The 12,183-nt window shown below is 60.2% G+C and carries 10 protein-coding genes; 6 read left to right on the forward strand and 4 right to left on the reverse strand.

Features of this window, described 5'->3' with window-relative positions:
- Window positions 1-66 precede the first annotated feature (66 nt).
- Entirely contained in the window at window positions 67-759 is a 693-nt protein-coding gene (locus AC5S27_RS23665) for an exonuclease/endonuclease/phosphatase family protein (RefSeq protein ID WP_493937023.1), read from the forward strand.
- Window positions 760-783: 24 nt separating this feature from the next.
- Here the strand turns inward: AC5S27_RS23665 and AC5S27_RS23670 are convergent, their stop codons facing one another.
- A complete protein-coding gene (locus AC5S27_RS23670) occupies window positions 784-1,281 on the reverse strand; it encodes a MarR family winged helix-turn-helix transcriptional regulator (protein ID WP_493937024.1) in 498 nt (165 codons plus the stop codon).
- 86 nt (window positions 1,282-1,367) lie between these two features.
- On the opposite strand from AC5S27_RS23670, the gene AC5S27_RS23675 reads away from it, so the two are divergent.
- Together AC5S27_RS23675 and AC5S27_RS23680 are read left to right on the forward strand one after the other, a co-directional pair.
- The gene (locus AC5S27_RS23675; protein ID WP_493937025.1) at window positions 1,368-2,138 is read left to right on the forward strand and encodes a VOC family protein; all 771 of its coding nucleotides are present in this window, start codon (window positions 1,368-1,370) and stop codon (window positions 2,136-2,138) included.
- A 203-nt stretch (window positions 2,139-2,341) separates the two neighbouring features.
- Window positions 2,342-3,601, forward strand: coding sequence for a DUF3471 domain-containing protein (locus AC5S27_RS23680; RefSeq protein WP_493937026.1), 1,260 nt, complete (start codon window positions 2,342-2,344; stop codon window positions 3,599-3,601).
- A 29-nt stretch (window positions 3,602-3,630) separates the two neighbouring features.
- On the opposite strand, the gene AC5S27_RS23685 is transcribed toward AC5S27_RS23680, so the two are convergent.
- Both AC5S27_RS23685 and AC5S27_RS23690 read right to left on the reverse strand, forming a co-directional pair.
- Entirely contained in the window at window positions 3,631-4,158 is a 528-nt protein-coding gene (locus AC5S27_RS23685) for a hypothetical protein (protein ID WP_493937027.1), read from the reverse strand.
- 6 nt (window positions 4,159-4,164) lie between these two features.
- Window positions 4,165-6,303: an NAD(P)-binding protein gene (locus tag AC5S27_RS23690; protein ID WP_493937028.1), complete on the reverse strand. Its 2,139-nt coding sequence runs from the start codon at window positions 6,301-6,303 to the stop codon at window positions 4,165-4,167.
- Between the two features lie 296 nt (window positions 6,304-6,599).
- Here AC5S27_RS23690 and AC5S27_RS23695 point away from each other — a divergent pair, with 296 nt between their 5' ends.
- The 3 genes from AC5S27_RS23695 (at window position 6,600) to AC5S27_RS23705 (ending at window position 11,691) form a co-directional block, all read left to right on the forward strand.
- On the forward strand, window positions 6,600-7,823 hold the full coding sequence (locus tag AC5S27_RS23695) for a lactonase family protein (protein ID WP_493937029.1): 1,224 nt from the start codon (window positions 6,600-6,602) through the stop codon (window positions 7,821-7,823).
- Between the two features lie 206 nt (window positions 7,824-8,029).
- Entirely contained in the window at window positions 8,030-9,676 is a 1,647-nt protein-coding gene (locus AC5S27_RS23700; RefSeq protein ID WP_493937030.1) for an EAL domain-containing protein, read from the forward strand.
- A gap of 185 nt (window positions 9,677-9,861) precedes the next feature.
- Complete coding sequence (locus AC5S27_RS23705; RefSeq protein ID WP_493937031.1) at window positions 9,862-11,691, forward strand: CHASE3 domain-containing protein; 1,830 nt, start codon at window positions 9,862-9,864, stop codon at window positions 11,689-11,691.
- 89 nt (window positions 11,692-11,780) lie between these two features.
- Here AC5S27_RS23705 and AC5S27_RS23710 read toward each other — a convergent pair whose 3' ends face one another.
- Window positions 11,781-12,119 carry a cytochrome C oxidase subunit IV family protein gene (locus AC5S27_RS23710; RefSeq protein WP_493937032.1) on the reverse strand — a complete coding sequence of 113 codons (339 nt, stop codon included), beginning with the start codon at window positions 12,117-12,119 and terminating at the stop codon, window positions 11,781-11,783.
- Window positions 12,120-12,183: the final 64 nt, after the last annotated feature.

Below are 12,183 nucleotides of genomic sequence, written 5' to 3' on the forward strand. Positions count from 1 at the left end.
ACACCCTATCGAAACGTAAAACTTTAGAAAGTGAACGGAATGCGTATTGTTGCGTGGAATTGTCAGATGGCCTTTAGCAAGAAACTCGAGGCCTTTCATTCCCTCAAAGCTGACTTGGCAGTCATCTCCGAATGTTCCAAAAAGTCCACCCTGGAACTGCAATCACACGGCTATCAAGCCTTATGGTTTGGCACCAACCCTCATAAAGGCATCGCTGTGCTTTGCAAAGACGCGTGGTCGATGGAAACGATCCAGGCTCCAGAACAACCATGGATCGTTCCGATTCGCGTGAAAACAGGCGCGATAGACTTCACCTTAATCGCCGTCTGGGCTTGCACACAGGGAAATACGAAGGCAGCTCAATATATCGGCCTCATATACCAGGCCCTGTCAACACATCCGGAATGGTTTTCTCAGGGTCCCGTGGTCATAGCCGGTGACTGGAACAGCAACCAGATCTGGGACTCTGAGCGACTCGTCGGAAATCATTCCGATGTGGTCAGGCTGCTGGAACAAAAGGGAATTGTCAGCAGTTATCACAGGCATTTTGGCGAAGCTCACGGCGAGGAAGAACGCGCAACTCTTTACCTATTTCGTCACCAGAACAAGCCTTACCATATCGACTATGTTTTCGTGCCGGAGGCCTGGATTTCCAAACTTCAATCGGTACATATTGGCGAGTTTGATGTCTGGTCAAAACACAGCGACCACAGCCCGGTCATCGTCGATTTGGATGGCCATGGGAGCGATGTCCACTGAGCGATTTGAAATCGGCACCAGCGGCTAGCCCAGCCGCTGCAACCCCTCACGCAGCCCCTTCGCGCCTCCCTCACCTAGCAGCTTTTCAAGTGCCGCATGCTCCCGCTCCCAGATCGGCGCCGCGGCAGCCAGCACCCGCCGCCCCTCCGGCGTCAGCTTCAGCACCTTGTTCCGCCGGTCGCCCTGCTCCGTCACCATGGTCAGCAAATCCCGCCGGAACAGCACCCGCGCCGCCGCCGTCAGCGTCGTCCGGTCCATCCCCAGCAGCTCCGCCACCGACCCCATCGTCGCCTTCCGAACCCCCGGCATATCCGGCCGGTTCAAGCTCATCAGCAGCGAAAACTGCCCACTCGTAATCCCCACGGGCTTGAAAGCCGCATCGAACCGCCGCGCCAGCCGCCGCGCAGCCCTCTGCACATGCAGGCAAAGACAGGCATCCCGCACCAGCAACGTCGTGCGGAACGGCACCTCACCTGCCTGCAACAGAGAATTCATACCCTGCTTATCGGAAGCTGTTGACATAGGTCTCATTATGTTGATATCAACATACCGAGTCAACGGACCCCCTCCCAACCCGTTCCATCCCATCCACAAGGAGATTCCCGATCATGTACACCCCGAAAGGCAAATTCGGCTGGTATGAACTCGTGACCCCCGACGTCGAAGCCGCCGCCAAGTTCTACTCCACCGTCGTCGGCTGGAACACTCAGAACATCGGCAGCCCCGAGATGCCCTACTCCATCTTCCAGGCCGGCACTCACGGCGTCGCCGGCATCATCAACATTCCCGGCCACACCGCCTGGATCGGCTACATCAGCGTCGATGACGTCGACGCCCACATCGAGAAGATCGTCGAAGCCGGCGGCAAACTCTGGCGCCCCGCCACCGATGTTCCGGGCATGCTCCGCTTCGCCGTCATGTCCGACCCGCAGGGCGCAGCTTTCGTCGTCTTCACGTCGAACCCCGGCATGCAGTCACCCGCCGACGCTCCCAAGCCGCCCGCCACCGGCACCATCGGCTGGCACGAGCTCTACGCCGCCGACCTCGAGCCCGCCTGGGATTTCTACGAGAAACTCTTCGGCTTCACCAAGGTCGGCGACATGGACATGGGTCCTATGGGCCTCTACCGTATGTTCAACGACGCCGGCAACGACAGCCCGATGGGCGTTGGCGGCATGATGAAAAAGGACCCCAACATGTCGACTCCAGCCTGGGGCTTCTACTTCCACGTGGACAGCATCAAAGCCGCCATCGAACGCCTCACCGCCGCCGGCGGCACAGTGATCATGGGCCCCCACCAGGTCCCCGGCGACGCCTGGATCGTCATGGCCAAAGACCCCTTCGGCGCCCACTTCAACCTGGTAAGCCCCACCCCATAGCATTGCGGTCTCAAGAAAGCCGGGTGCCCCACCTTCACGGCAGCCCAATCGCCGTGAAGGTGGGATACCCATATCGACAGCCTTTTATGCGTTGTTTTTTACAATATCGACAGCCTGTTACAACCTATTCCCTATTCCCTACACCCTATTCCCTGTTTCATTAGCTCTTCCCTCCAACCGCCTCATGTGTTTGGATGGAATCCATGCCATCTTTCGGTCGAACCGGTGTAGCAGGGGCCCTTCTGACCGCCGCCATCCTGTCCTTCGCCTTCACCCGCGGAGCCCGCGCCGCCTCGAAGAAGGCCGCACCCCCGCTCCCGCCCCAGGACACCGGCTTCCTCAACCGCACCATCGTGCTCAAAGGCATCACCTACAAGTTCCAGGTCTACCTGCCCGAAGACTACGGCCGCCCCGAAGCCGATAAGCTCACCGACATCCCCAGCGGCAAGAACAAGGTAAAGCTGACCGACGACCGCCCCCAGAAAACCTGGCCCATCATCCTCTTCCTCCACGGCCGCGGCGAACGCGGCAGCGAAGGCATGTGGCAGACCCAGATCGGCCTCCCGCAGCAGCTCCGCGACCACCCCGAGCGCTGGCCCTTTATCGTCGTCATGCCCCAGTGCCCCATCCGCCACTTCTGGACCGACCCCGATATCCTCCAGATGGCCATGGGCACGCTCGACCAGGAAGCCCGCGAATTCCGCGCCGACCCCGACCGCACCTACCTCGTCGGCCTGTCGCTCGGCGGCTACGGCGCGTGGGAGCTGGCCAAGGAATACCCCCACCGCTGGGCCGGCATCGCCCTCGCCTCCACCGGCATCTTCTGGAGCTACGAGCCGGAACGCTGGCGCGAAGTCGCCACCCTCCCCGCCGAATACGCCCACCGCATTGGCCGCGTCCCCATCTGGATGTTTCACGGCACCGACGACACCACCGTCATCCCCCGCCAATCCGACCTTATGTTTGAAGCCTTCAAAGCCGAAGGCGGCCACATCCGCCTCTGGGAATACCAGGGCATGAAGCACGATTGCTGGACCCGCGCCTTCAACGAACCGGAGCTTCCGCGCTGGCTCCTCACTCACCGCCTCAACGCCCAAGGCGTTCCCATCCACGACAATCCCAAGACCCCCGAACCACAACTGCCCCCCTTCGCGGAGCGAGTCATCGTCCCGCTGCACCCGCCCGCTATTAAGCTGCCAACAGCCATCCTGGACAGCTACGTAGGCGAATACCGTGACAGCTACGGCGTCCCCGTGGCCACGATCCAGCGCCAGGGAGAGCAAGTCTTCCTCAAAAACGCGCAGGGCGACATCTACGAAATTCAGCCCGAAAACACGACCACGTTCTTCTACCTCACCGGCAGCCAGTCCCGCCTCACCTTTGTTCGCGACCACGAAGGCAAAGTCTCTGGCATCCAGTTCCGCGACGACCGCCACGAAGAACTTTGGGAAAAGAAAAAATAGGACCCGCCGTCAACGTGATCCCATGACACTCACCTAGGCCGCGTCGACCTGTCCTGAGTCGATCTGTCCTGAGTCGACCTATCCTGAGTCGACCTGTCCTGAGTACACGTGATCCAATCCCCGGAGGGACAGCTTCGCATCCGGATCGTCAGCAACCTCCGGTGCCCCTGCTTCGGATCAGCCACTTCGCTCCGCCCCGCCTCAACAAACTTCTCCGGCTCCACGGAAACATCCGCATACGATCCGCAGCTGGAATGTACGCCCTGACGCAAGATCTGGCCGGCACATCCCACCGTCTCCTGGCCAAAGCTAAGCCAGCGAATCTGCGTGGGGAAGGTGACCGCGCCCCGCCCATCCGTGAGGATCTCGGAAGTGCTTTCCCGGTCAGCCCCAAAAGAATAGTCCTGCAAGAGCTGGCGAACCTTCATCTGCGGCAACGGCTTCCCGGCATCATCCGTCACCGTGACCGCGTATCCGTCCGCTGTATAGACGCGCCTCGGAACCGCCATCGCCAGCAAGAGAAGTCCAGCCCCAATCCATAACCGCTTCTTCCGCATGACCAACTACCCCACAATCGGCGTAACGCTTCCAAAAGCTCCATAAATATGATCCGGCTTCCCGCAAATCGCCCGCGAAGCCATTCGCGCCGAAATCACCGTGGCCTCGATGCATCCGATATTCAAGTCCGTCAGCGTCCAGTCCCCGGCAAGATAGAGATTCGCAAACTCAGACTCATGCGACTTCAGCCGCTTCTCCGCCGACCCCGGCAAGCTCAGCACATACAGCTCCGAAGGATCCACATTACACCGGAAGAACTGCGTATCAAACGCTGTCTGCCCCGCATCGTCCATGCACTTCACCAGGGCCCCATCATCAAATGCTCCACCCTTCGCCGCCGACGAAAAGATCCCCAACAACGGCCCATCCAGAAATGCGCGGGAATACGCCTTCGCGCGCTGACGCTGCTCCTCCGGATACCCCGGCTCATCGAATGGTTTCAGCGCATCCTCCGGAATCGCATTGCAGAAGTAAGCCACCTGTTTCACGCCAGCCTCCGCAGGCCAGCGCTCCCGCTCGATCAAGTGCGACATATCGCTCCACGTATCGAACGGTTCCACATACCCGGACAGGATCCCCGGCGCATCCATCCAGCCGACCTCGGCCAGCGTACGGTTCATCCATAGCTGCAGCCCCTGTGTCCGCACCAGACCCACACTCGCCACCATCTCCGCCCATCGCGGCGAAGCCGCGATCAGCTCTTTGCAGATGTACTTGTGCGCTCCCAGTGAAATCCCCAGCACGATAGTGTCAAAATCCACACCGCGCCGCAACGTCGCCGGCGCACCCTTCCAGTCCGTCCACCAGGATTCAAGATCAGGGTTCTGGCAAGCCCGTATCGCATCGCCCTCAACAAGCTGATCCCACATCGGCTCCGTAGGCCAGCATGGCACGCCATCCACCCCCAGAAACAGCGGATCGTACTCACCCTCCTTCACCGTAGCCTGCACTTCCAGGTCCACCGTCTCGATCGTCTTTCCATCCTCCGCCAGCCCAAGATTTCCCACCTTGTGAAAGAACCTGAACTTCACCCCACGACTCTTCAGCACCAGGTAGATCGGCGACATGATCGTCTCGCCCATCCCCGCATTCATCCACCACATCAGCGCTCCGCGATAGGTGAACATCAGCCGCAGCCCGCCATACAGCACACTGCCCGCGCCCATCCTCGGCCGCGCCGGATCGCCATTTTCATACCCAAAGCAGGCGTCATACATCCCCAATGTGATCGGTGAGTTCGCGCTGTGGCACCCGTGCTTCTCCAGCCACTCCATCATGTCGTACTGCTCAATGGCCATGAACCCATCTCGCAGCACATGGTCCTCCAGCATTCCCGCCACCACTGCAAGCCCCGTATCCAGCAGGATGAAGAACCGCCGCAGCTCGTCATTTTCCTCCAGCCGGCCCTCTACCAGCTTCCATACCCGCTCGTTGAACGTCTTCAGCGAAGCGGCAATCGCCAGATGCACCTCCCGCACCGGCTGCGTCAGATCCTCTCCCAGTTCCTCCACCCAGGCCCCGACACGATGCAACACCGTGTGCACCCCGCGCGGCTCTACCGCCGCCGGCAGCTCCGGAGTCGCGCCCACCGCGTCCGCCAGATGACTCGCGACATCTTTGTAAAGCTCCACCAGCACGGGAAACTTCTCCTTCTTCTCATCCAGGAGATAAGTCAGCCGATTCAGCAGCATCTTCACGAAGCCAAGCGGTGTCGGCGGCTGCTCCTTCTGCGAGAACCGGCTGTCCTCACCCGGAAACTCATTCGTTGCGATCCAGTGCAGCGGCCACTGCTTCCACCCATCCCCCACCCGCTCCATCATCGGCGTGAAGTTCATGGGCGAGAAAGCCTTGCGCGCATCCGTAAACGGCGAAGTCGGCATCAGCTTCTTCTGCCGTGCCTCGTCATACACCTGCCGAATCATCTGAAAGGCATTCTCGTAAAACCCCATCCACAGGTGAATCCCATGCTCCTGGATGCGATCATGCACCGCGCGATTCCGTCCGCTCGCACCCTTGCCGCCAAGCCGCCAGCCCATCTGGTAGAGGGTGATCTCATACTTCGTCTGCCAATCGGGATCGTTGGTCAACTCGGCAGCCGTAGCCAGCGCCCCAATCCCCCCTCCGAGAATCGCAATCTTCTGCATAGCGCAACTCCTTTCCGGCCTCCCGCATGGAGCCTGACAAAACCTTTCAGCCCTGGAATACTCTCCTGTCCCGACGCGCCCCAATCTTATCCCCGCGGCTAACTCGCGCAACAGAATTTATGCCGCGAAGTCATCGCCATCGATGGGTCCGCCCGCGTCTTGCAACCGGTAACTATCGACCTGAACGCTCCGCTGTAACCTTCCGCACCGCATACGCCTCTCATAGCTCAGGCAGCCAACTCGCGCGAGGGAATCCCTGCCCAACAGAACCAAAATCCAATTCGGAGTAGTACCCGATGTTTGAGTTCAAGCAGTTCGCACTCGCGTCTTTGAGCACCCTCGCCCTGCTCGCAGCCTCCCCCGCTCTCCACGCCAGCAACGAATTCGTCTACGTCGAAAGCAACATCAAGACCCCCAACGGCAACTCCATCTATGCCTTCCAGCGCCAGGCCGACGGCAGCCTCCAGCAGATTCCCGGATCGCCCTTCCTCACCGGCGGCGCCGGCGTCCAGGACACCTCCCTCAAGGTCGGCCCCTACGATTCCGACCAGAACATCGTCACCAACCCCCAGCACAACCTTCTCTTCGCCGTAAACTCGGGCTCAGACACGATCGCCGTCTTCCACATCCAGTCCAACGGCGCACTCACCCCGGTCGAAGGCTCCCCTTTCCCCTCCGGTGGCACCGATCCTGCCAGCCTTGCCCTGTACGGAAACCTGCTCTTCGTCGTCAACAAGAACGGAGATTTTCCCCGCGCCAACGCTGTCCTTCCCAACTACACCTCGCTCAAGGTGCAGAACGACGGCTCGCTCCTGCCCAACAACACCCCAGCCTCCACCTATGCCGTCGCCCTTGGCAGCTCCCCTACGCAAGCCCTGTTGTCTTCCCAAAACCACGTCATTTACGGCGCGGACTTTCTAGGCGGCCTGCTGCAGGCCATCGCCTTCGATGACGCCGGACGCCTCACCGCATTCCCGCCGCAGGCTCTTCCCGCCTCGGAATTTCCAGACACAACGACCCCGCGTCTGCCCCTCGGCCTCTGGGCGAACCCCCGGCAACCCTACCTCTACTCAGGCTTTGTCACCGACAGCCGCCTGGGCGTCTACCAGTTCACCGGCAACGGACGCATCCGGTTTGTCCGCTCCGTCCCCAACTCCGGCAAAGCCATCTGCTGGCTACGCACCAATGCCGCAGGCACCCGCCTTTACAGCACCGACACCATCTCCAACAGCGTTAGCGTCTACGACATCTCCGACGCCGCCTACCCCGTCGAAATCCAGAACCTCATCCTTGCCGGGCTTGGCAACGCACTCCAGTTCGAGCTCACCGCGGACAATCAGTATCTCTACGCCATCTCCTCGCGCGGGTCCGCTTCCATCCCGGACGGCGAAGGCAACGTCCTGCACATCTTGAAGACTGCCCCGGACGGCACCGTCGCCGAAACCGCCGGCTCGCCTATCCTCTTCAACCTGCCTCCAGGCACCCGTCCCCAGGGAGTCCTGACCGTTACCCAGCGCTGAACGCGTTCGCAGAATCACAGCACCAACCAGGCCCGTACTTCTCAAAACAGTCGGGCCTGCACACTTCGACCGAGAAAGCTCGACCAAAGAGTGCAAAAAGAGTTACTTTGGGCAGGTTAACCTTGACGCTCAGCATCCTATAAGCTGTAATCGGTCATTGTTGATCTTCCATGGCGCGGCTAGAATGGCAATAATTTATTGGCTAAATGAAGACTGCTCACAAATCCCAAAGGATCAGACTGGGCGTTCTTCTGCTCATAGAAATCCTGCTGGGCGCAGCACTCGGTGCTCTCTTCGGGGAAGACATCCTCATCCGGCAGGCCCGTTCCGAAGCGCATGACTTCGCCTTACGGCTCGTAGAACGCGGCGACGCCTTCGGCAAGGAGGCCAACACCGTACTCGCCGCCGTCGGCCTTGGTACTCACCCGCGCTTCGAGCCGTGCTCCGAGTCCGACCTCGCTTTCATGGACGGACTCCTCCTGGGAACCAACTACATCAAAGACATTGGCCGTCTGCAGAACAACGCCTTCCTGTGCACTTCACTCCACAACCGGATTTCCAATCCACAACCTATTCCCGCCAGTCCCAGTTTCGTGGAGCGCGACGGACACGCCATTTACAAAGACCTCCCCGGTCTGATCGGCAATGCCCGCGTCAGCGCCGTCGTCTACCAAAACGCCGGCGTCCTCATGGATGATGTAAGCCTCTTCAACTTCCCGCAGTCCCCCATGCACTATGCCACCTTCAGCGTCGATTTCGAACGCAAGCTGGCCGTCCCCATCTTCGGCACGCCCATCGGTCTCCCCGTCGACAAGATACTCTCCCATAGCCAGGGACAGTTCCAGGGACAAACCTACGCCAGCGTATGTTCCGCCTCCTATCCCATGTGTGCCGTCGCCTACATCGCCGGTGACGACCTGATGCTAGAGCATCACAATATCCTCTGGGCTTCAGCGGCCTTCGGAGCTCTCTTTGGCGTCCTCATCGCCCTCACCGCTCTCGTCTTCTTTCGCAGCCAGAGCACCCTCGTCAATCAGCTCCAGAAGGCTGTCCGCCGTGGCGAGCTCTTCCTCGCCTATCAGCCTGTGGTCGAGCTCCCCAGCGGCCGCATCGTCGGCGCCGAGGCTCTGGTCCGCTGGGACCGTGCCAGCGGCGAGCACATCAGCCCCGATGTCTTTATCCCAATCGCGGAGCGCAGTGGCTTCATTGGCTCAATTACCCGCCTCGTTATCAGGCGCGCCATTGCCGAACTCGGCCCGCTGCTCCGTGAATTCCCGGACATGCACGTCGCCGTCAACTTCGCCGCACCCGACCTCTCTGACCCTGCCGTCCTGAACGCTCTCGACCGAAGCCTCGAAGTCTCCGGCGTTTCTGCCTCTTGCGTGGTCGTCGAACTTACCGAGCGCATCACCGGAGACCGTCAGGTTGCCCAGAAAGCCATCACTCAGCTCCGTCAGCGCGGCCACGTCGTCTTCATCGACGACTTCGGCACTGGCTTCTCCAGCCTCGCCTATCTGAGCGAACTCAACGTGAACGGCATGAAGCTCGACCGCTCCTTTACCTCCACCATCGGCACCGGCGCCGTCACAGCCGCCATTGTTCCGCAGATCCTCGCCATGGCGTCGGCGCTCAAACTCATGGTGGTCGTCGAGGGCATCGAAACCGAGGCGCAAGTGGAGTATTTCAGCCACGTCGATCCGGTTGGGCCGCCTGGTCAGCCCATGCTCGGACAGGGATGGTATTTCAGCCGCCCTCTCACCCCCGAGGCCTTCACCCAGCAGGTCCTCGCCCAACGCTCCCTGGGCCAGAGCGATGCCCGGAATACAACATGGAACCTCCCGCAAAACTCCTGACGCTGGATTTCCAATTGGGTCAGCGACCCGCCGTAGACCCAAAAAGGGTCGAGCCGTAACTATTCTCTGCAGCACCGCGATGCCGGCTGCGAGAACCGTCGTAGCCTGAAGCAGGTCAGGCTTGGGAACAAGTGTAGCTTCCTCCAGTCTGCTCCGGGGCAGGTGCCTTGAAAAGCAGATCTCCCATGGACCGCAAGGCGCAGCTCGCCTTCGGATCGGCTATCCTCACCCTGCTTTTTGTCGGGGCGACCTCCTATCGCGCCCTGCAGGTCTCCATCGAGAGTGAACGCTGGGTCCAGCACACGCAAGAAGTCCTAGAAAACCTGCAGAGTCTCCTCCTCGACGTACAGACAGTCGAGTCCACCGCCCGCGGCTTTGTCCTTCTGGGGAAGGAGCCTCCTCTGCAGGTATTCCAGGAAGCCCTCGACACGGCCACACAGCACCAGGCTGCTGTGCGCGCCCTCACGACCGATAATCCGGGCCAGCAACAGACTCTCAATTACCTGGACCCCATCATCGCTCGCAAACTGAAGCACATGCAGGACATCATCGTGCTTCGCCGCACTCGTGGCATGAATGCGGCAATCGACTCCATCTCTCAGCGCCAGGGCCCTTCAACCATGGCTGAGATCCGGCGCGTCATTCATCAAATGGAGGGCGTGGAACGCGGTCTCTTGGCAGCTCGCACCCAGGAAGCGCTGCGCAAACAACGGCAGACCCGCTTCATCCAGATCGCAGGTTCTCTCCTGGGATTGCTCATCGCCTCCATCGCAGGCTGGAGCGTCAAAATCGAAAGCGATCGCCGGTCCCTGGCCGAAAAGGCCCTGCGTCGCAGCGAATCCCAGTTCCGCGAGCTCCTCGAGGCCGCCCCGGACGCCATGATCGTGGCCACCACAGCCGGAAAGATCGTCCTCGTCAACCGCCAGACCGAGACCCTCTTCCACTATCATCGCCACGAACTGATAGGGCGAAATCTCGACTTCATCATCGTCGACGGCCTCCCTGCGCCTCGGGAAGAAGGAGGGGAGGTCGATCCAGCGCAGGATTTACCCCCAACATCGCTGATCGCCAGAACCGGTCGCCGGTTTGACGGTGTCGAGTTCCCCATGGAAGTGATGTTCAGTCCCATCCAGAGCGTCGATGGCTCCCTCGTCACCGCCGCCATTCGTGACATCACCGAACGCCGCAAAGCCGAAGAACAGATTGCCAGCACCAGCCGCGAACTCGCCCGCTCCAACGCCGAGTTGCAACAGTTCGCATACCTTGCCTCGCACGATCTGCAGGAGCCGCTACGCTCCGTCGCCAGCTACACCCAGCTTCTCGCGCGCCGGTATAAAGGACGCCTCGATCCTGAGGCCGATGAATTCATCGCCTACGCCGTTGACGGCTGCCTGCGCATGAAAAGCCTCATCCAGGACCTGCTTTCCTATTCGCGCGCCGGCGGCAACAGCAGGGAAGTCCACCAGATCTCTGCGGCAGACGCCCTGCAGGAGGCCATCACCAACCTCCGCATTGCCATCAGTGAAAGTGCCGCCTCGGTAACTCATGAATCGTTGGCCGCGGCGGGCATTTACGACTCCCGCCTTGTCCAGGTCTTTCAAAACCTCATCGGTAACGCCATCAAGTACCGCGGCTCGGATCCACCCCGGATCCACCTCTCCATGCAGCCTTCAGCCGCCCAAGAGTGGATCTTCAGTGTCCAGGACAATGGAATTGGAATAGACCCGCAATACTTCGAGAAAATCTTCTATCTCTTCCAGCGGCTCCACGGCTCCCAGGAGTTCACCGGCACTGGCGTAGGCCTCGCCATCTGCAAGAAAATCCTGGAACGCATGGGCGGGCGTATATGGGTTGAATCCACACCGGGCAACGGATCTATTTTCTACTTTACCCTTCCAGCACACCCGTCCCGTGAAGTGACGCCAGCTCCTTTTAAGCTTCCATCCGGCCTATCCACAAGCCAAATGCAACATACCGCATCGCAGCTTGAGGGCATCCGCCCTGTTGCGCTCTGACGGGCTGGAACGCTTCCTTGCTGAGCTTACCGAAAACAGAAAGGGCCGCCTGAGAGAGGCGGCCCTTTCACGATCCAACGATCTGCAATCTACCACTGACCCCACGCCCGGCTGATGTAGTCCGACATCGACATACCCACCAGGATCAGGAACGTGAACACGCCAGCGCCCACCGTCAGCTTCATCAGCTTCGAGCTGTACTTGATGTGCATGAAGAACAGGACCACCAGCGTCGCTTTGGCGCACGCAATCGCCAGTGCGACAACCGGGTTCCATGGCCCCATGTCCACGTAGGTCGCGCCAATCGTCAACGCCGTGCCGATAAGCAAGGCGAAAAAGATCAGGAAATACGTCTTAGGCCCGACAATGTGCTGCTCGCCCTCGGTATGGCCCGAGTTGATATCGTGATTCGCAAAATGTTCCGACATAGATAAATCCCCTCAAACACGAGATCGACTTTCCGTTCCCTGTTCCCTAATCCCTGCTCCCTGC

This window comes from Acidicapsa borealis (assembly GCF_059115245.1).

Excerpts from the sequence above, each read along its gene's own strand:
- AC5S27_RS23695 (WP_493937029.1), top strand. The coding sequence starts at position 6,600 with ATGTTTGAGTTCAAGCAGTTCGCACTCGCGTCTTTGAGCACCCTCGCC.
- AC5S27_RS23675 (WP_493937025.1), top strand. The coding sequence starts at position 1,368 with ATGTACACCCCGAAAGGCAAATTCGGCTGGTATGAACTCGTGACCCCC.
- AC5S27_RS23710 (WP_493937032.1), bottom strand. The coding sequence starts at position 12,119 with ATGTCGGAACATTTTGCGAATCACGATATCAACTCGGGCCATACCGAG.
- AC5S27_RS23680 (WP_493937026.1), top strand. The coding sequence starts at position 2,342 with ATGCCATCTTTCGGTCGAACCGGTGTAGCAGGGGCCCTTCTGACCGCC.
- AC5S27_RS23690 (WP_493937028.1), bottom strand. The coding sequence starts at position 6,303 with ATGCAGAAGATTGCGATTCTCGGAGGGGGGATTGGGGCGCTGGCTACG.
- AC5S27_RS23670 (WP_493937024.1), bottom strand. The coding sequence starts at position 1,281 with ATGTCAACAGCTTCCGATAAGCAGGGTATGAATTCTCTGTTGCAGGCA.
- AC5S27_RS23705 (WP_493937031.1), top strand. The coding sequence starts at position 9,862 with ATGGACCGCAAGGCGCAGCTCGCCTTCGGATCGGCTATCCTCACCCTG.
- AC5S27_RS23700 (WP_493937030.1), top strand. The coding sequence starts at position 8,030 with ATGAAGACTGCTCACAAATCCCAAAGGATCAGACTGGGCGTTCTTCTG.
- AC5S27_RS23685 (WP_493937027.1), bottom strand. The coding sequence starts at position 4,158 with ATGCGGAAGAAGCGGTTATGGATTGGGGCTGGACTTCTCTTGCTGGCG.
- AC5S27_RS23665 (WP_493937023.1), top strand. The coding sequence starts at position 67 with ATGGCCTTTAGCAAGAAACTCGAGGCCTTTCATTCCCTCAAAGCTGAC.